The following is a 17,194-nucleotide window of genomic DNA, read 5'->3' as shown; positions in this document are numbered from 1 at the left end:
CCAATTCCTGCGCCGACGTCCCGTCGGCGCTTTGCGATCACCCCCTGTCGCCATCCGCTGATCCGAGGTGCCGTTTGGCTGAGTTTGCGTTATCGACTGAGGCGTTTCAGCGCCGCGTGTTCGACTGGTTCGATCTGCATGGGCGCAAGACGCTGCCGTGGCAGCAGAACAAGACCGCGTATCGCGTCTGGGTCTCCGAGATCATGCTGCAGCAGACCCAGGTCGCCACCGTAGTGCCCTACTTTGAGCGCTTCATGGCGCGCTTCCCCAACGTTCAGACGCTCGCCGAGGCGCCACAGGACGACGTACTGCACCTGTGGACAGGGCTTGGCTACTACGCCCGTGCGCGTAACCTGCACAAGGCTGCGCGGCAGGTGGTCGAAGACTACGGCGGCGAGTTCCCGACCCATGACATTGATGCGATGACCGCGCTGCCCGGGATCGGCCGCTCCACCGCCGGTGCGATCATCAGTATTACCAGCGGTCGGCGCGCGGCGATTCTCGACGGTAACGTCAAGCGTGTCCTCGCGCGGCTGCATGCGGTGGCGGGCTGGCCCGGGCGTAGCGACGTGCTGGCACGGCTGTGGACGCTGGCCGAGCGCTATACGCCCCACGAGCGCCTGCCTGACTACACCCAGGCGATGATGGACCTGGGAGCGATGATCTGTACCCGGGGGAAACCCAGCTGCCTGCTGTGCCCGTTCGAGGATGTCTGCGTGGCACATGCGCAGGGGCGTGAGCGTGACTATCCCGGCTCCAAGCCCAAGCGCGAGATCCCCACGCGCAGCACCCAGATGCTCATGCTGCAGGATGGCAGCGGCCGGGTTCTGCTGCGTCAGCGTCCGCCGACGGGGCTATGGGGCGGGCTCTGGTGCTTTCCCCAGTTCGACGACGGTGAGGCGCTGCGCGACTGGCTGGCGCGCTATCCCGGCGTGCACCTGGCCCACGCCTGGCAACCGTTCACGCATGTGTTTACCCACTTCCGTCTCGATATCACGCCTTGCCCAGCCACGGCCAGCGATGCCACGCTGGCGACCCGTATCGCCGAAGCTGCCGATGAGCGCTGGGTGGACCCTGCGGACCCCGGCGATATCGGTCTGGCCGCGCCGGTGAAGACTCTGCTCGACAAGCTGGCCCAGACACCCACGACCACCGACTGACACAGGAGTGACCTATGGCTCGTACCGTATTCTGCCGCAAGTACCAGCAGGAGCTCGAAGCCCTGCCATTTCCGCCGCTGCCCGGCGCCAAGGGCCAGGAGATCCAACAGAACGTCTCCAAGCGCGCCTGGGAAGAGTGGCAGGCCCAGCAGACCCGCCTGATCAACGAAAAGCATCTCAACATGCTCGACCCCGACGCGCGTGCCTACCTGATGGAGCAGATGGAGCGCTTCTTCGACAACCAGGAGACCGACCACGCCGAGGGCTACGTGCCGCCGAGCCAGTGATTTCGGTGGAGGCGGAAAAGACCCCATCTTTTTGAAATAAAAGGCTTGACCCGTGAAAGGCTTACTGGTTTAATTCGTCCCCGTTGGCAAGGGCCAGATAGCTCAGTTGGTAGAGCAGGGGATTGAAAATCCCCGTGTCGGCGGTTCGATTCCGTCTCTGGCCACCACGCTGCTGGGGTATCGCCAAGTGGTAAGGCACCGGTTTTTGGTATCGGCATTCCCAGGTTCGAATCCTGGTACCCCAGCCATTTGCCAACGTCTCTATGCTCGCCGACATAGCTCAGTTGGTAGAGCAACTGACTTGTAATCAGTAGGTCCCGGGTTCGACTCCTGGTGTCGGCACCAGAGCTTAGAGATTGATTGACAAGGCTTTTTTAGCCTTGAAGATAACCGCCCTCAAGGCGGTTTTTTTGTGTCTGCGTATCAGCCCCACGTAGCAGGCGTTCCACCGTATTGCCGACCCGACCCGACCCGACCCGACCCGACCCGACCCGACCCATGAGAGAGGCCGAGCCGATCGGGCGAGCGTGCGCGTCTGCTTGGGATCTGAGCCGCCGGCGGGGCGGCCGTGCGGTCACAGGTTCTGGTAGAACATCCTCGCCGTCATGATGCCGGTGACGACGATGAACAGCGGTCTGACCACGGCCGAGCCGTTGCGCATGACCAGGTGGCTGCCGAGGTAGGCGCCGAGGATCTGGCCGGCGCCCATGGCCAGTCCGATGGCGTAGTTGACGCTGCCCGCGGCCATGAAGAAGGCCAGCGAGATGACATTGCCGGTCAGGTTCAGGGGCTTCGAGGTCATCGAGGCGTGCTTGATGCTCATGCCCTGCAGGATCAGCAGCGAGAAGACCCACAGGGCGCCGGTGCCGGGGCCGAAGAAGCCGTTGTAGAAGCCGATGAGCAGGCCGAAAGCGACCAGGTAGACCGGGGTCGGCATGACCTTCCGGGCCGGCAGGTCCCGGCGCAGCTGCTTCGAGAACAGGGTGTAGAGCAGGATCGCCAGCATCAGGAACGGGATCAGGGTGTCGAGCAGCGCGTGGGAGGCGATCAGCGCAACGCCGGTGCCGGCCAGGGCGCCGAGCGCGGTGAACAGCATGCCGCCGATCACCAGCTCCCGGTCGAGCTGGCCATGGCGCAGGTAGGTGGCGAAGGAGGTTGCTTCGCCGATGCTGGCCTGCAGCCGGTTGGTGCCCAGCGCGATCGAGGGCGGTATGCCCAGCAGCAGCATGGCGGGCAGGGAGATGAGCCCGCCGCCGCCACTGATGGCGTCGATGAAGCCGGCGAAGATGGCGACGACGAACAGCGTGAGTAGTAAGTGTTCGCTCAGGAAGGCGAAGACGGTCATGCCTCGAGCCCCCGGTCATTGACGGTGATCCGGTCCATGACCCGTAGCGCGCCGTGGTAGTCGTTGACCGCATGGTGGTGGACGAGGCGGTTGTCCCACAGCGCCACCATATCTTTTTCCCAGGTGAGCCGGAAGGTGAACTCCGATTGGGCGATACGCTCGGTGAGATAGCGGTTGAGGGCTGGCTCTCTTCCCGAGTCATGCCCTTGAAGGCCAGGGCGTGCTCCTCGTTGATATAGAGCGCGCGCTTGCCGCCTCGCGGGTGTCGCATGACCGCAGGGTGCACGGCGCGGTAGGTATCCGCCTCGCTGCCGCTGAAGTTGGTCAGGTGCTGGCCCCGTTGGGTGGCATGGACATCGGAGGCGAACTCGACCTCCTGGCTTTCCAGCAGCGCCTGCAGCCCCTCGGAGAGCGAGTGAAAGACCGCCTCGGCGTTGCTGAAGACGGTATCTCCTCCGAGGGGCGGCGTTTCTCGCGCGGTCAGGAAGGTATAGTCCGGCGGTGTCTCCAGATAGGTGGAGTCCACGTGCCACTTACCGCTGAAGTTTTGCCGCTGCGTCGGGGTTTTGACGATCTGCACGATCTCGGGGTAATCCTCGATCCCCGAGGCGAAGGGGTATTTGACAATCTCGCCGAACTGGCGTGCCAGGGTGAGATAATCATCGTGGGAAAAGCGCTGGTTTCTGAGAATCAACACCTTGTAATGCAGCAGCTCATTTTGCAATTGCGCTGCCAAGGGGGCATCGATGTCGCGCACTTGAATGCCGCGCACTTCTCCCCCCATATGGGAGCCGGTCGGTAGGATCTCATAACCCCACTGCGTAATCGTATCCATGGTTTTCCTGTGGCGTTTTGCTGGGCGCGAGTCGTCGCGACGGCGCACGGATGCCGGCGGTCGCGCGAAGCGGACCGGTGCGTGGCACGGGGTCGACATCGGGAAAACCGGGGTCTTGTTGATGGCGCTTGGGCTATCCCTGATATCCATGGTCTAGGCTTTGTACGAAAACTACCTGCGCTCGGCAATACGGCGTTAAAAATCAGCTCAAAATGCTCATTTACACCCGTAAACTCCGCGTTTTCGCCGATTTTTGCCTTGTCTTGTCTTCGCCCGCTGCCTTTTCGTAAACCCTAGCGCCGTCGGTGGGCGCAGATGACACAGGCGTCACATGAGCTCAATGAGCGCCGATTATCGGTTCTGGTGTGTCGAGTATTATCGTTGGTGTTGAATAACGCGGCGCTAGTCTAGAGTTGGCACTCAGGCTTTTCAATCATACATCAGAGACAGTTTTGTAAGATAAATCCTACAATGTCGCCGAATCATCGAAGTGTTCAACGATGAGTGATAGATATCGTCTGATAATAACGATAGAGCGATATTCTGGCGTGTCGCGGCGCTGGCAGGTAGCGATGAGGGCGTCGCGCTGCTGGTCTTTCTGGCGCTGCTGGTCTTTCTGGAGCAGGGGGCCAGCAGCGTTGGTTGGCGCCGTTCCCGCACCGGCGCCGCTCAGGGCGCCGTGGCGTCGTAGCCGGGCCAGGGCACCAGGGGGACGCTCAGGTCGTAGACATCCATCATCGCCGCCGAGCGGTGGCCGCTGGCTTCGAGCTTGTCGTGGCGGGTGCCGGCGGTGTCGGTGATGCCGCGGCGCTTGAGGTCGTGCAGGCCGAAGCGCTGCTCGGGGCGGATCACGCGTTCGGCGATGGCGAGCCGGATGAAGCGCTGCCAGGCGCTGTCGAGGCTCGATTTCTGCAGGGCGGCGCCGTCGGCGGCGACGATCAGCGGCCGGGCGGCGGCGTCTTGGGGCACCGGCAGGGCGCGGGCGCGCCACAGGGCGTCCCGGTGGCGGGTGGCGGCGTCCCAGGCGTGGCGCAGGCGCGGGTACCAGCGGATCACGCTGTCGCGGCTGCCCTTGCGGCGGTTGGTGTGCACGCCCGCCGGGGTGTGGTGGGCGTCGGTGAGGGTGACCACTTCGATACCGCGCAGGCGGCAGATATAGGCCAGCTCCATCACGATCCACAGATAGGGGGCGCAGGCGCCGGCTTCGCCCCGGCGGCGCTGGCCGCGTTCGCGGGCGAACTCGGTCAGCGCGGCCACGGTCTCCAGCTCGGGCAGCCGGCGGCGGCGGCGTTCGCGGGCGGCTTCGACGCCGCGGGCCGGGTTGGTGTCGCAGTAGCCACGGTTGATACCCCAGCGGAACAGCCGGCGCAGGTAGCGCAGCAGGTGGTTGGCCTTGGCCGGGGTGCCGTCGCTGGCGATGCGGTCGACCAGACGCTGGACCAGCGCCGGCTGGAACTGGCGCGTGGGCAGCTCGCCCAGGGGCTTGCCCAGCTTGGTCGGCATCTCGATCAGCAGTTTGCGGCACCAGGCGTAGTCCTGCTGGGTGCGCGGGGCGAGCTGCTGGAACTGCTCGGCGGCGTGGAAGGCGGCGGCGAGATAGGCCAGCGAGTCGCGGTCGAGCCCGTCGCGATCGGCGGCGATCTGGCGCAGCTCGTCCAGGGTCGCCTGGGCGTCGGCGACGTTGCGCCGGCGCAGGCGGTTGGCCTCGTCGCGGTACTGCCGATACCAGCGCCCGCGGCCGCGGGCATCGAAGTAGATCCCCGGCGGCAGCTGCGACTGGTCGATATGCGCGGGGATCGCCGGGTGATGGCGCCGGCGGCCGCTCTCGCCAGCGTGATCGGCCTTGCCGCGGCTTCCGGCGGTATGGCGCGCTTCGCCGCGGGGTTGGGCGGCAGTATCGGCAGCGGGCATGGTGGCGTCCTTGTTCTGGTTCGAGTCTGGTTCGGGTCCGACTCGGGTCTGGTTCGAGTCTGGTTCGGGTCTGGTTCGGGTCTGGTTCGGGTCCGACTCGGGTCTGGTTCAATTCCGGTTCAGATCGGGGTCAAGTCCGGTTCGAGGCGCATGACGCGCCAGGTCACAGCACCTGGCGCGGGTCGAGGGTGTCGTTGGCGGCGGGGTCGCCGAGCCCACCGGCCTGGTTGATCAGGTCGAGGGTGGTCCAGGGGCCGCGGCGGCCGTGGAACACCCGCACGCCCTGTTCACGCAGGCAGCGGGCAATATCCGCCGGACGCTGGTAGCCGGTGATCTGGCGCAGCGCCTCGCAGCCGAGCACGCCGGAATGCGGGCCGGTGTCGGCATCCCTCAAGGCTCGATCAGCGCACATGGCGTTGCCTCCGTTCGCGCAGCGACTGGCAGTCGATGCAGGTCTCGCTCCAGGGCGCGGCAGCGCGCCGGGCGGCGGGAATCTCTTCGCCGCAGTCGGCGCACTCGTCGGCGCTGGTCTGGGCCTCGGGCAGCCGGTGGCGGGCCAGCGACTGGGCGAGATGGCGCTCGATCACAGCAAGGGCGTTGTCGGCAAGATCAGCCATGGGTCAGCTCCTGGACATGCTGGCCATCGCGGTAGGCGCAGCGGTGGTGGGTGACGGCCTGGCGCAGGGCTTCTTCGCTGTCGAAGGCGATCACCAGGGCGTAGCGGTGGCGGGTGGCGCCGCTGGCATCGCTGAGCACGGCCAGCTCGCCGGCCTCCTGCAGGGTGCCGCGGGCGATCTTCTCGGCGCCGCTCCTGGCGTGGGCCGGGTGCTGGCTCGGGGTCAAGGTCGTGGTCGTGGTCATGGTCATGGTCTGGCTCCTGTTCGTGTTCGGGTGAATTGTTTGAGTCATGGGTCGCTCCGGGTCAGTGGGGCGCGGGCAAGCCGTCACCGGCGCCTGGCCTCGCGGGCGGGGCGGCGGTGGCGGGCCTGGGGATGTGTGGCGGTTGGCCGGGCGAGGGCGCGGATCAGGCGCTGCTCGACATCGGCGTTCTCCACCTCGGCGCGGGCGGCTTCGCTCGCGCGCCATTCGCGGTAACGGGCGAGCTGGGCCTCCAGCTCGTCTGGGGTCGGCGCCCGCGGGGTGAGCAGATGGCGCGGCAGCGTCGTCAGGGGTTGAGACGCGGGGTCCGTACAGCCTGGACCGGCTTCGGGGTCCGTACAGTTAGTGACACAAGTCCAAGGGTCGGCGGCTGCGCCGCCTCCCGAAAACTCGCCAGACACCCCGCCCACGGCCAGGCGGCGCCTGGGGCGCACCTCCCAGCGGTAGAGGCGGGTGAGGTACTCGGCGGCATGGCCGCGGCGGTCGCTGACCACCAGCCCCTTGGGCACGCGAATCTCGTCGCCGTAGCGGCCGCGTTCGACCAGCCCCGGATTGACCTCGCCGCTGGCGTGGCTGACGTCGTCGCCGGCCTGGGCGCGGCGGAAGGCGGGGATCGACCACGGCTTGATCGGCTGCAACTTGCGCGGCGCATTGGGCCCGCCCATCAGGCGCAGGTAGCGGTCCCACTGGCCGGCCAGGGCGGCGGCGCGCACCCGGTGCAGCACCCGGGCGATGCTGGGGCGCGGGCGGGTGGCGGCTTCCCACTGCTGCAGGGTGTCCGCCTGGCGTTCGGTCAGCCGGCGCACCTCGCGCCAGACGGTGACGCTGGGCAGGCCGAGGAACTGGAACTGGCGGATGCCCCAGGTCGCCGCCCACGCCTCGATGCGCGGGGCGGCGTCGGTCAGCGCCTGGCCGTAGCGGTCGAGGTGGTCGCCCTCGACCCCGGCGCGGGCGAACTGCTCGCCGTTGAGGTTCTTGGAGATGTACTTGGCCACGTAGCCGGCGGCGGTGCCGCGGGCGGGGTCGATGGTCTCGGCCTTGAAGCGCGCGTGGGTCTTCTGCCCGCCGCGGTCGTAGAGCTCTTCCGGCGACTCCGCCTCGGCGTAGCCGCGCAGGGTCTCGGTCACCGCCGCGGCGTGTTCGGGCTTCGCCCACACCAGCAGGTGCCAGTGGGGGGTGCCGTCGTGGTGTGGCTCGACCACGCGGATGCCGTAGAGGCCGCGGCCCTCCCGGGCCAGGGCGGCGCGGGCCCGGGCCCACAGCGCCTGCAGATGCTGCTGGGCGTCGCGCGGGGTGCTGCCGTCGTACTTCGGGTTGCGCTGGGCGCTGGCGGCGAGCACCGGGTGGAAGCGGCTCGGCGCGGTCAGGGTGAAGAAGAGGCCGACATGGCCCAGACGCCGCGCTTCGACCTCGGTATCGCGGATGCGCAGCATCAGCTCGGCGCGGCGGTGGTCCGGGTTGGCCAGCCCCAATTCAGCCAGCTCGGCCAGGGTGTAGGTCTGTCCCGCCTGGTTGATCGCCTCCAGCGTCTCCAGCAGGGCACGATTGCGCACCTTCTGCGCCCGGCGACGGGTGAGGGTGAGCTCGCTGCAGTAGATGCCTGCACGTTTGTGCACCCGGCGCGCTTCGCGCAGCACCTGCTCCAGGCGCCGCCCGGCGAGACGCCGCAACTGGCGCCGCCACCAGCGCTCGCAGCTCAGTCGGGCGAGCTGGGACGCCGGCTTCAAGCGCAGGCTGGGCGGGGCGATGCCGTGACGGCGAGCGCGGGCCCGGGCGCGTTCCAGCGCCAGGGTATCGGCCACCGCCAGGGTCATCAGCGGGGCGCGCTGCCAGGTGAAGAGAGACAGCGCCGGCACGCCGGGGCGCGGCGGGGTCAGCGGGTTGGGGCCGCGGGCGATGCGGGCGGCGCGGGCCCGGGCCTGGGCGGAGAGGGTCGCCCCCGGCAGCGGCGAGAGGCGGCGCGGCGGCGGCAGCAGCCCCAGACGCTGGCGGCGGTTGTGGTTGGCGATATTGCCGACGAGCTGGTGGCGCACGTCCTCCACGCCCCGGGCCTGGGCGCGGGCGTAGTCGATCAGGGCATCATCGTCGTGGCTGGCGTTGAAGGTGCCCAGGGTCAGGCGTGTCTCGACCGTCTCCAGCCAGGCAGCCGGCGGCGATGCCGTCCAGCGGCGTCTCCCCCTGGCGGCGCAGCTCCGCGAAGGCGCGGCGCAGGTCGGCGGCTAGGGTCGGAAAGCGCCGGCACACCCGCTCCGGCTCGATCAGCCCAGCGGCCCGGCGTGCCAGCCAGCGGTTACCGGCGGCGTTGCCGTGGCGAGTGGCCACGGCGACGAAACCGGCGGCCAGCGCCTCGGCCAGGGTCGGCAGGCGCTCGAAGAAGCCCTGGCGCCACTGCCGGCACTCGGGGGTGCCGAAGGCGCGGGCAGTCTCGAATATGCAAGAAGACTCGATAGCGCTCACGGCTCACCTCGTTCGATCAGCCCCAGCCAGTGGCGGGCCCCGGGGATATCGCCGCGATCCAGCGCGCGGCGGGCATTGGTGGCCAGCGCCCGGCTGGGGTGCGGCGCCGAGCGCTGGCCCCGCAGGCTGGCGTGGAGCGCCTGGGCATAGCGGCTCATGCGGCCGATGGCGGCACGAATCGCCCGGCGTTCAAAGCGGTCGAGGGCGGCGATGGCAGCCTCGGCATCCCGCGGGTGCAGCCCGGCGCTGGCGACGATCGCCTTGCGCTCGCCCAGCTTCAGCCCGGCCCACAGCGCCGCCAGATCCTCATCGGCACAGCGCGCGTGCAGCTCGGCGCGCAGGGCACCGAAGCCGGCGCGGCCGTCCGACGGGAGCTCGGTGGCGGGCGGCTGAGCGGAAAGCGAGGTGGATTCGGGAGCGCGCATGGCGGACCTCACGGATGCCGGGGCGTGGCGGGCGTGGGCGTGGCGGATGCCGCGGCGTCGGCAGCGGCGTCTGTGTCGTCGCGCTCAGCGTCCCGTGACGGCAGCGGCGCCATCGCCGGGGCCGCGCGGTAGGGCAGATGCGCCGCCAGACGGCGGGCATAGCCCGGATTGGGGATGCCGCTGGGGCTCACCGTTTCCAGCACCACGTAGTCGCCCTGGCCGGTCCAGCCGCAGGGGCCGAAGGTGCAGTGCAGATAGGCCATCCGGTAGTCCGGCAGCAGCTGCTTGGAGGAGCGCACCCGGCAGCGGGAGTGGCACGCCGGGCAGCGCCACTGGGGGCGCGTCTCGTCGGTCTCCGTCTCTGCCACCGCCTGCTGGCGGGCGAGCTGGGCCGCCGGGGCGAGGGCCGAGGGCGTGGTGGTCTTGCGCACGCTGTGCTGCGCCTGACCGCACCAGCCGCAGGCGGGCTCGGTGCACTGCTGGTAGCTCAGATCAGGCCCGCCCGGCAGATGCCGGGAGTGGCGCAGCCGGCTCGGCGCGCCGCATTCAGGGCAGGTCCAGAGATTGCGCATCGGCGCTCACCTCATGAAAAAAGACAGATGGAGATCGACAGGGCGAGGGCGGCGGGCAATATCGCAATCCCGCGCCGGGAGAACGCCCTAGCGCGCGTCGTCGGGGTTTGTGATCGAGGTGATCGAGGTGATCGAGGTGTTCGGTGTGGCCGATGTGATCGATGTGGCCGATGTGTTCGGCGTGGACGTCATGATCGGGGCGAGCGGAGAGACCGGCGCCTCGGACGCCACCTGCTGGGCCAGGCCGCGCAGGGCGAGCAGGCGCACGGTGGCCGAGAGCGAACGCCCCTCTGCCGTGGCCAGCGCCTTGAAGCGGTCGCGCTCCGCCGGGGTGAGCTGGGTCATCACCTGGCAGCGGCAGCCGTTGGGCGAGCGGTTAACGGGCGACTGAGACGTCATGTGATATTCTCCCTTGTGGAATCTTGAGCACGTCGGCGCCGGGAGGTCCGGGGCGGTGCTGAGTGCACGTTTGTGCATCTAATGGGAGAGGCTATTGCGCGAACGTGCAATTGTCAAAGGGTGAGAGGGAGAAAAGTGCACGTTTCTGACCGCCTCAAGCAGGAGAGACACCGGCTTTCCCTATCGCAGGAAGAGCTGGCGCGGCTGTGCGGCGTCTCCAAGCGCGCCCAGGCGAGCTACGAGAGTGGCGAGCGCAGCCCGCGAGCGGAGTACCTCGAAGCCGCCGCCGGCGCCGGCGTGGATGTGCACTTTGTCTTGACGGGTATCGTCTTGGCGGGCCAGAGCCAGGGCCAGAGCGCGGCGGGGGATGCCGCCTGGGCGGCTAATCCCCCGCGGCACCCGAGGGCGTGCGCGAGGCGGGGATTCATTATCTGAGCGGTGACCGCGCTTCGAGCGGCGCTGACCTTCACCCCAACGGCACGCTGCCGGTGCCGATGTACGACATCGAAGCCGCCGCCGGGGCAGGGCGAATCTTCGACGCCGAGCGCATCGAAGCGACCTTCTACCTGCCCGCCGCGCTGTTCGAGGCCGACGGTGTCGACCCCGCCCAGGTGGTCGGCGTCACCGCCCGCGGCGACTCCATGGGCGACACCATCCGCGACCGCGAGCAGGTGCTGGTCAACCGCGCCCAGCGCACGCCGGATGGCGTCTTCCTGCTGCGCATGGATGACGAGCTACGTCTCAAGCGAGTGCAGCGCGTCGCCGGCGGCGCCTGGATACTGATCAGCGACAACCCGGCCTACGAGCGCGAACTGATCAAGCCCGACGACCTCGCCTCGGTGGAGATCATCGGCCAGTGCTGGCGCAAGGTGGGCAGGGTTTTTTGAGGTTGTAAGACCCAGGATCTACCGAACATGACGGGCGACCACGCCCGCAAACCGGAACGAGCAGCCGCCAGAGCTGCCGAGACACATGCAAGGGAACACACAATGTCGATACGTTCACGCTGGCTGGCGGGCCTGGGTTGCCTGCTCGCCTCTCGCCTCCGGCTGCAAGACCGAGTTCGGGGTCGAAGTGCCGCTCTCGCAACTGCTCGACCCGGCGGTCACCCAGATCCCCGGCACGGTGCGCTTCGAAATCCCCGGCTGCGACAGCTACGAAGATTCGCGTAACCCCTCGAGTTCGCTGGTGAAAGCCCAGGAGCAGGTGCCGACGATCTTCCCCCAGGCCGAGTTCAAGAGCTGCTACCAGCAGAAACTCACCAGCTGGGCCGAATTCTCGCTGCCGGTCGCCATCGACCGTGACGGTGGACGCCGCGGCCTTCGTCTCCCCCGACACCCTCAGCCTCACCAGCGACCCGCGTCGGCTGCTGGGGCTGGCCATCCCCCCGGCGGTCCTCGAGCGCATCGACAAGGTGCAGCGCGAGAACCTGGGGCCCACGCCCGAATACGAGGTTCGCCTGCAGGTGATCAACGACCTCGGGCGTGATGTCGACACCGCCGTGCTCGCGTCCTGGCTCGACGACGATCCGGTCACCTTCGGCTCGGTGAACTTTGCCCAGGGCGAGACCCGCTCGCTGCGGCTCTCCAACGTGCTGATCGACCGTGCCATGCAGAAAGGGAAGCCACCATCCTGGTCGACATGGGCCAGGAGGGGTAAGCCACAACGGCCCGGGTCGGCGACCGACGCCGGCCCGGGTGCAGCAGGGCAGTACCAAGGATCTACCGGAAGCGACGGGCGACCACGCCCGCACACCGGCAACAAGCGGCCGCCAGAGCTGCGCCATACCGCAAGGGAATCGACAACATGACCGACACCACCACCCCCGCTGCCGCTGGCAGCAAATCCGCGCCTGTCAAAGCCGTCTGGGCGCTGCTGATCGTCGCCTGGCTCTGCTTTCTGCTGCCGCTCCCCGGCCTCGGCGTCTTCGTCGGCTGGCCGCTCAACCTCGTCGCCTTCATCGTCGCCATCGTGGTGATCACCCGCGGGCGCACCGGCATGGGCATCACCCAGCTCATCGTCAGCCTGATCGTCTCCCCGGTGATCTACTTCATCGGCCTGGGCATCCTCGGCGCCGCCTTCCAGGACGACAGCGCCAAGGCCTCGTTCGAGTACGGCCAGCTCACCCCGAGCTACGTCCAGAACGTTGTGCAGACCCTGAGCTGAGGAAGGACGCGCCATGAAACGCCTGTTCCTGGGCGCGCTGCTGCTCGCCTCGCTGGCGGCCGGCGCCGCCCATGCCGACAAGCTGCCGCGCTATGACGTCGAAGGCTACTGCAACCAGGTGGCGCAAGTCGGCGGCAGCTTCAGCAACCTGACGTATAACGGCTGCATTCAGATGGAGCAGTCCGCTTATAACAACCTCAAGCCCGTGTGGACGCAGCTCCCGGCCAGCATGCGCCAGGGTTGCGACGACATCGCCAATGTCGGCACCCCGGGTGGCAGCTACAGCACCCTTTACGGCTGTGTGCAGATGGAGACGAACGCGGCGAACAACCGCCAGTCGTTCAACTTCGAGTGATGCCCCACGCCCCGGCGGCTGCCCGGCCGCTGGGGTGATCGCCTACGACCAAAGCGGGCGGGGGATGGGTGTGGTGGCGTTAGCAGTTGCTGTATAAGGGAATGGTGGTTAGGGGGATAGGTCCCTGCTGTGTATGATCGATGTCGCGACAACCCGGCGTACTAGCGTAAGCGGATCAAACCTGATCACCCTGGTTTGATGGAAATCATTGGGCAGTGTTGATGAAAGACTAGGTACGCGAGGGGAATATGTTAAACAAAATAATTGTGCACGAGTTGGTAAAAGAAAAATCACAGCCAATCCAAGAAAAGTGATTGCAAAAGAGTTGTTGGATTCCGCCGACGAGGTTGTGCAGAAGCTTTTTTCTGAAATCCACGATGTCTATGGAAAGAAATATAATAATACTCAGTACGGTGTTTTTTTTGAAGATGAACGTCGCGGTGATGTGCCGGATATGATCGAGGCTTATTTGGGGGGTGGCGATAGGAGTGATGAAGCATTTATCGAGCTGACAAAGGGAGTGATGGGCGCTCTTTATAACACTGCGGCTGGGCAGGGAGCTTCAAGTGGTGGGTATGTTGTGTTTACAGATTATACTGTAGATGCTCATTCTTATTTTTTTGTTACTATGATAAAGAAGACGCCGGGAATCACGATTAACTCTGGGTTGCGAGCGGAAGAGTTGATGCATCTCGACCTTAAGAAGCTTCATCAGGGGGCACGCATAAGCGCCTCCCGTATCGCTGATTATAAAGATGCTGGTGAAGAAGTCAAACAAGAGCTTAATTATCTTAATTTTATCGCTTCAGGCGGCAGGTCTGGTGCTTCGGGATATTTCATCAGCGCTCTAGGATGTTCCAGTGGCTCTGCTTCCTTGAAGGCTACGCGCTCCGTTATTAACGAAACAAGACGATTTTTTCAGCAAGAGCCACAGCTTAATCGATACAAGAATATAGTAAAGAACGAGCTTGTTGAATTTCTGGCTAGAAAGGTAGAGGACCAAGAATCTGTCAGCTTGACCGAAATTCGACATATTATAATTTCTAACGTGCCTGCTGACTTTGTTGCTCCAGAAGAATGCACTCTTGAAGAATATGTTGATGGCTTTATCGAGAGGCTCAATAGCGAGGAATTCTCGATTCCTTATGAGTTTTCAGCAAACGCTTCAGCAGTTAAGTCTTTTACCCACTTGAAAGCAGAGGCTGATGGGTGGAAGCTTACTTTGATAAGGCTCTTCTAGGCGTCGTGCAAGATGCTGCTGTATATTACAATCCTGATACTGGAGTATTATCCTTGACTGATGTTCCACAGCCCGTTAAGGATAAGCTTGAAGAGGCAATTAGGGAAAACCAATCTTCAGATAAAGAGTCTGATCAGGAAGAAGTTCCAGGGGGTACGGTGAGCTAATGAGTTTGAAGCCATTCGTTGATATCTATCGCCAATTGAACTCTCCTGCCATTAATGGCGGAGAGTTTTCTGGTTATTTGGCGCTTGATACTTGTCGAAACTTATTGGTCGCTTTGCAACCGGTCAACGGTTTTCGTGTTAACCATATTGAAGTTGACGGGCAAGATTTTTCATCAGACTCTCTGGGTGAATTACCTGAGCAGGGTCAGGTTTATCTGGAGGTTGTATGTGGCAAATCATCGGCGTGCAGGTTCTATACAGACGCAGCCGAGTTTCTATCTAACTCTAGTGATTTAGCGTCTGGCAACCCACCAACGGATTACTACCTAGTTAAAGAAAATTGCTATTCAGGTGATAATCCCAAAGAAGACATTGTGGTCCAAGTCGGGAAGATATCTGAACTGATAAGGTCTCTTAGAAAGTTGGCTTATTACCATGACACAAAGGAGGTTAGACAGTCTCCAAGACTGGTTTTTATCACTGGGGTGTCTGGTTCCACGTCAGGTGTTGCTGTGCTCGATATAAACATATCTTCGGATGTGTTGGATGCTGTAAAAGCACAAGACTTTAGTTATTTAAATGCTTTGGCTTCAGAGGAGATAAATACCGACCCTCATTTGATGGAACGTATTTGCGTATTCGGGAACACTCTCGCTGAATTCATCTCATCCACGAGCCCTGAGAATGCCTTTATGTTCTTCATAAAGGAGCATGATAAGTTCCTTTCTCTTTATAAGGATAATGTTGCTGCTTTTTTAAGTGGTCATTCTTTTCATGCTAAAAGACAGGAGGTGGCAGAAGCCAAGTTGAAGCTAGCTGCCGACCTTTCCAAGGTGATGTCCGACATAACCAACAAGCTTCTTGGTATACCTGTCTCACTAGGAGCGATAATTGCCATGGTGAAGGTAGACTCTTTATACTCTTCGTTTTTGATAACCGTTGGGGTCTTGGTGTCTTCTTGGATTTTGTATCAAATTATTTTAAATCAGTTGAGATATTTTAAATCTATAGTTCAGTCTAGAGAGTTTGTTTTTGGTGGGTATGCCGAGTCTAAGTCTTCGCTGCCAGATGATTTGGGGGTGTTTATAGATGAAGCAGAGGCTCAGATGAAGATTTCTGAAGCCAAAGTTGCAGAGCTTTTATGGAATCTAGAGTGGATGGTATGGGTGCCTTCTGTGCTGGCCTCGATTACTTTCTATGTTTCCTTTGTCGCTCCGCTAATGCGCTAACTATATTCTTTGATATTTAGTGCTTTCTCCTCTTGTAGCAACTGCCCGCGCTTCATTCACCGCCCTCATGAGCGAACCGCGGATGGCCAACTCGCCACCCAAGCGCGCCTTCCACCCTCGACCTAACCCCTCGGCAGCTGCTTAGCCAGTATCACCGCCCCCAGGGCGTTGCTGACGTTGGATTCCCCTCTGGCTTCGTCGGGGAAGGTCCAGCTCATCAGGTCGCATTCCAGGGTTTGCATATGCCCCTTCATCTTCTCGATAAAGTCCAGAATCTGCGCTGACGTCACCGCCTGCGGGTTGGGGCAACAGATATTGAAGAAGGCGAGGCCGACGCTGTTGACGTCGGTGCGGTCGCCCCGAGTCAGTTTCACAGCCGAGAGGGCGCTTTCCAGAGTGCGTGTCGCGAAGGCCTCGGTATTCTTGCCGCCAAGGTGGATTTTCTTCTGCTTGGCTTCGATATAGTCCTGACGCCGCAGGTTGTCCGTGGCGAGCCAGAGGTCGCAGCGGCCGTACCGATATTTGCCGTCGTCAGAGTGCTTCTCGTAGCGGAACTCTTCGATGGCGATAAAGCCGGCGCGCCAGGCGGCGGCGCTGAACACGCCCAGGTGGGGGCGTTCGGTGAAGTTGAAGATATGCTCTTCGCCGCCCAGCACGCGGGAGTAGCGGTCGACCAGGGCGCGCCACTCCTCGCAGACCACGACCCAGTGGGTGAGGGGCGATTTTTTCGACGATAGCGCGATGCCGTTGATGCTGCTCATCGTTTTTCCTGTGGATCATGAACCTTGTCATCATCGGCAGCAGGGGCGGTGGCTTGATCCCGCTATCGAGCGTGGGGGCTGGGGTGCCGCCGCTACGCTGGCCCCCCAGCCGGGCCTTGGCAGACGGGCTTTAAGAAATTTGAAAAAATCCGCTACGAGGTGTGGCGTTATGCCGAGGGGCGAATTATAGTTTGAGACAGTCTTCAAGCACGTTCTGCTGGCTTGGTGGCGTCCTGCGATTGGATTCTCGCCCGCGTGTCCCCCGCGGGCTTTTTTTTGTCTGGCCGCGGGGTGCCGCGCCGCTAGCATAGGCGACATGTTACCGATGGTTACGCGCCGGGGCGGTTTTTGACCCGCTGTATTGAATTTCCTAATAAGCTTTTTTAATGCTGGAAAATGTCGGCGGAGACCCTAAAATCGCCACCGCTTCAGGGAGGTGGCGTTGTCCACAGGTGGTGAGCAGTCGGGACGATAAGTAGGGATACTTATGACGCTCGCCGTGGATGTGCCGGCTGGCAACAGTCGGCCGTTACTATTTGTTACAAATCCATTTTATGGATCTCCATACATCAGTATCGCTAATCATGATTAGGGTCTATGCTGCAGGCATCCACGGATTGGATGTGAACAGGAGCCCGGATATGGAGTGTCCGATGCCACGGATGCGCGGAACGTAAGGGCCGCGGAAGCCAGTACCTTTAGGCAGTGCTGACTGGGGGCCCTTGCGCTTGCGTGGCGGCCCTCTTTTTATGCTCGCTTGTCATGCCCGCTCATGACGGCGATCGCCCCCCTCGCGTTTCTTTGTTTTCTCCCTGCTGCTTTTCTCTCTTCTGCCTGCTTCGTTGTCCTGCGGCGCGCTTGCACCTCTCTGCGTTGCCGCGCGCCTTTACCTCTCTCCTCTGCCGCACTTCTCTGCCGCGCTTCTCTGCCGCGCTTCTCTGCCGCGCTTCTCTGCCGCGTTCATTGGCCACTGGCGTCGGGTCGCCACGCGTGTCGTTCGCGCCGG

Annotated in this window: 20 protein-coding genes, 3 tRNA genes and 3 pseudogenes; 13 read left to right on the top strand and 13 right to left on the bottom strand. The window is 63.5% G+C overall.

The window, feature by feature from the left end:
• The first annotated feature begins 74 nt into the window (after positions 1–74).
• The 5 genes from mutY (at position 75) to CN538_RS04925 (ending at position 1,792) form a co-directional block, all read left to right on the top strand.
• A complete protein-coding gene (gene mutY, locus CN538_RS04945) occupies positions 75–1,160 on the top strand; it encodes an A/G-specific adenine glycosylase (RefSeq protein ID WP_106418751.1) in 1,086 nt (361 codons plus the stop codon).
• Positions 1,161–1,174: 14 nt separating this feature from the next.
• Positions 1,175–1,447, top strand: coding sequence for an oxidative damage protection protein (locus tag CN538_RS04940; protein WP_106418750.1), 273 nt, complete (start codon positions 1,175–1,177; stop codon positions 1,445–1,447).
• 91 nt (positions 1,448–1,538) lie between these two features.
• Positions 1,539–1,614: transfer RNA gene (locus CN538_RS04935), tRNA-Phe, on the top strand.
• 6 nt (positions 1,615–1,620) lie between these two features.
• Positions 1,621–1,695 (top strand) — tRNA-Gln (locus CN538_RS04930).
• Positions 1,696–1,716: 21 nt separating this feature from the next.
• A tRNA-Thr gene (locus CN538_RS04925) sits at positions 1,717–1,792 on the top strand.
• A gap of 229 nt (positions 1,793–2,021) precedes the next feature.
• On the opposite strand, the gene CN538_RS04920 is transcribed toward CN538_RS04925, so the two are convergent.
• The 12 genes and pseudogenes from CN538_RS04920 to CN538_RS04860 form a co-directional block, all read right to left on the bottom strand.
• Positions 2,022–2,792 (bottom strand): TSUP family transporter, encoded by a 771-nt coding sequence (locus CN538_RS04920; protein WP_106418749.1) that lies wholly within the window; start codon positions 2,790–2,792, stop codon positions 2,022–2,024.
• Positions 2,789–3,010, bottom strand: a pseudogene (locus tag CN538_RS25970) (TauD/TfdA family dioxygenase); the annotation flags it as partial. The gene CN538_RS04920 and the pseudogene CN538_RS25970, both read right to left, overlap by 4 nt.
• 122 nt (positions 3,011–3,132) lie before the next feature.
• Positions 3,133–3,576: pseudogene (locus CN538_RS25965) on the bottom strand (TauD/TfdA dioxygenase family protein); the annotation flags it as partial.
• Positions 3,577–4,296: 720 nt separating this feature from the next.
• A complete protein-coding gene (locus CN538_RS22030; RefSeq protein WP_242495577.1) occupies positions 4,297–5,538 on the bottom strand; it encodes a phage integrase central domain-containing protein in 1,242 nt (413 codons plus the stop codon).
• 163 nt (positions 5,539–5,701) lie between these two features.
• Positions 5,702–5,950 carry a DUF4224 domain-containing protein gene (locus CN538_RS04895; RefSeq protein ID WP_051896565.1) on the bottom strand — a complete coding sequence of 83 codons (249 nt, stop codon included), beginning with the start codon at positions 5,948–5,950 and terminating at the stop codon, positions 5,702–5,704.
• Positions 5,940–6,155 carry a TraR/DksA C4-type zinc finger protein gene (locus CN538_RS04890; RefSeq protein WP_106418746.1) on the bottom strand — a complete coding sequence of 72 codons (216 nt, stop codon included), beginning with the start codon at positions 6,153–6,155 and terminating at the stop codon, positions 5,940–5,942. The genes CN538_RS04895 and CN538_RS04890 overlap by 11 nt, the downstream gene beginning before the upstream one ends.
• Complete coding sequence (locus CN538_RS04885; RefSeq protein ID WP_106418745.1) at positions 6,148–6,405, bottom strand: hypothetical protein; 258 nt, start codon at positions 6,403–6,405, stop codon at positions 6,148–6,150. Before CN538_RS04885 ends, CN538_RS04890 begins: the two co-directional genes overlap by 8 nt.
• Positions 6,406–6,482: 77 nt before the next feature.
• Positions 6,483–8,450 carry a replication endonuclease gene (locus CN538_RS04880; protein WP_129591303.1) on the bottom strand — a complete coding sequence of 656 codons (1,968 nt, stop codon included), beginning with the start codon at positions 8,448–8,450 and terminating at the stop codon, positions 6,483–6,485.
• A gap of 46 nt (positions 8,451–8,496) precedes the next feature.
• Positions 8,497–8,874 (bottom strand): hypothetical protein, encoded by a 378-nt coding sequence (locus CN538_RS04875; protein WP_106418743.1) that lies wholly within the window; start codon positions 8,872–8,874, stop codon positions 8,497–8,499.
• Positions 8,871–9,299 (bottom strand): hypothetical protein, encoded by a 429-nt coding sequence (locus CN538_RS04870; RefSeq protein ID WP_106418742.1) that lies wholly within the window; start codon positions 9,297–9,299, stop codon positions 8,871–8,873. Before CN538_RS04870 ends, CN538_RS04875 begins: the two co-directional genes overlap by 4 nt.
• Positions 9,300–9,307: 8 nt before the next feature.
• Positions 9,308–9,871 (bottom strand): ogr/Delta-like zinc finger family protein, encoded by a 564-nt coding sequence (locus CN538_RS04865; RefSeq protein ID WP_106418741.1) that lies wholly within the window; start codon positions 9,869–9,871, stop codon positions 9,308–9,310.
• A gap of 87 nt (positions 9,872–9,958) precedes the next feature.
• Positions 9,959–10,270: a hypothetical protein gene (locus tag CN538_RS04860; protein WP_106418740.1), complete on the bottom strand. Its 312-nt coding sequence runs from the start codon at positions 10,268–10,270 to the stop codon at positions 9,959–9,961.
• A gap of 135 nt (positions 10,271–10,405) precedes the next feature.
• On the opposite strand from CN538_RS04860, the gene CN538_RS04855 reads away from it, so the two are divergent.
• From CN538_RS04855 to CN538_RS19780, 8 genes and pseudogenes are all read left to right on the top strand, one after another.
• On the top strand, positions 10,406–10,705 hold the full coding sequence (locus CN538_RS04855) for a helix-turn-helix domain-containing protein (protein WP_207233643.1): 300 nt from the start codon (positions 10,406–10,408) through the stop codon (positions 10,703–10,705).
• Entirely contained in the window at positions 10,678–11,157 is a 480-nt protein-coding gene (locus CN538_RS04850; protein WP_106418739.1) for a S24 family peptidase, read from the top strand. The genes CN538_RS04855 and CN538_RS04850 overlap by 28 nt, the downstream gene beginning before the upstream one ends.
• An 85-nt stretch (positions 11,158–11,242) precedes the next feature.
• Positions 11,243–11,518: pseudogene (locus CN538_RS25960) on the top strand (DUF7424 family protein); the annotation flags it as partial.
• 58 nt (positions 11,519–11,576) lie between these two features.
• Entirely contained in the window at positions 11,577–12,080 is a 504-nt protein-coding gene (locus tag CN538_RS04845; RefSeq protein WP_106418738.1) for a DUF7424 family protein, read from the top strand.
• The gene (locus CN538_RS04840; protein WP_106418737.1) at positions 12,077–12,436 is read left to right on the top strand and encodes a hypothetical protein; all 360 of its coding nucleotides are present in this window, start codon (positions 12,077–12,079) and stop codon (positions 12,434–12,436) included. The genes CN538_RS04845 and CN538_RS04840 overlap by 4 nt, the downstream gene beginning before the upstream one ends.
• 13 nt (positions 12,437–12,449) lie before the next feature.
• A complete protein-coding gene (locus tag CN538_RS04835) occupies positions 12,450–12,791 on the top strand; it encodes a hypothetical protein (protein WP_106418736.1) in 342 nt (113 codons plus the stop codon).
• Positions 12,792–12,999: 208 nt separating this feature from the next.
• A complete protein-coding gene (locus CN538_RS04830) occupies positions 13,000–14,031 on the top strand; it encodes a nucleoid-associated protein (RefSeq protein ID WP_106418735.1) in 1,032 nt (343 codons plus the stop codon).
• Positions 14,032–14,197: 166 nt separating this feature from the next.
• Complete coding sequence (locus CN538_RS19780) at positions 14,198–15,427, top strand: hypothetical protein (protein ID WP_129591300.1); 1,230 nt, start codon at positions 14,198–14,200, stop codon at positions 15,425–15,427.
• Between the two features lie 122 nt (positions 15,428–15,549).
• Here the strand turns inward: CN538_RS19780 and CN538_RS04820 are convergent, their stop codons facing one another.
• Entirely contained in the window at positions 15,550–16,188 is a 639-nt protein-coding gene (locus CN538_RS04820; protein WP_106418733.1) for a hypothetical protein, read from the bottom strand.
• Positions 16,189–17,194 lie beyond the last annotated feature (1,006 nt).

Source organism: Salinicola tamaricis (assembly GCF_003006155.1).
Classification (GTDB): Bacteria; Pseudomonadota; Gammaproteobacteria; order Pseudomonadales; family Halomonadaceae; genus Salinicola; species Salinicola tamaricis.
This window is presented reverse-complemented; position numbering and strand designations above follow the sequence as displayed.

Bases quoted from the DNA above. Each gene is read 5' to 3' on its own strand.
- CN538_RS04940 (WP_106418750.1), top strand. From the start codon at position 1,175: ATGGCTCGTACCGTATTCTGCCGCAAGTACCAGCAGGAGCTCGAAGCC.
- CN538_RS04920 (WP_106418749.1), bottom strand. From the start codon at position 2,792: ATGACCGTCTTCGCCTTCCTGAGCGAACACTTACTACTCACGCTGTTC.
- CN538_RS22030 (WP_242495577.1), bottom strand. From the start codon at position 5,538: ATGCCCGCTGCCGATACTGCCGCCCAACCCCGCGGCGAAGCGCGCCAT.
- CN538_RS04895 (WP_051896565.1), bottom strand. From the start codon at position 5,950: ATGTGCGCTGATCGAGCCTTGAGGGATGCCGACACCGGCCCGCATTCC.
- CN538_RS04890 (WP_106418746.1), bottom strand. From the start codon at position 6,155: ATGGCTGATCTTGCCGACAACGCCCTTGCTGTGATCGAGCGCCATCTC.
- CN538_RS04885 (WP_106418745.1), bottom strand. From the start codon at position 6,405: ATGACCATGACCACGACCACGACCTTGACCCCGAGCCAGCACCCGGCC.
- CN538_RS04870 (WP_106418742.1), bottom strand. From the start codon at position 9,299: ATGCGCGCTCCCGAATCCACCTCGCTTTCCGCTCAGCCGCCCGCCACC.
- CN538_RS04865 (WP_106418741.1), bottom strand. From the start codon at position 9,871: ATGCGCAATCTCTGGACCTGCCCTGAATGCGGCGCGCCGAGCCGGCTG.
- CN538_RS04860 (WP_106418740.1), bottom strand. From the start codon at position 10,270: ATGACGTCTCAGTCGCCCGTTAACCGCTCGCCCAACGGCTGCCGCTGC.
- CN538_RS04840 (WP_106418737.1), top strand. From the start codon at position 12,077: ATGACCGACACCACCACCCCCGCTGCCGCTGGCAGCAAATCCGCGCCT.
- CN538_RS04835 (WP_106418736.1), top strand. From the start codon at position 12,450: ATGAAACGCCTGTTCCTGGGCGCGCTGCTGCTCGCCTCGCTGGCGGCC.
- CN538_RS19780 (WP_129591300.1), top strand. From the start codon at position 14,198: ATGAGTTTGAAGCCATTCGTTGATATCTATCGCCAATTGAACTCTCCT.
- CN538_RS04820 (WP_106418733.1), bottom strand. From the start codon at position 16,188: ATGAGCAGCATCAACGGCATCGCGCTATCGTCGAAAAAATCGCCCCTC.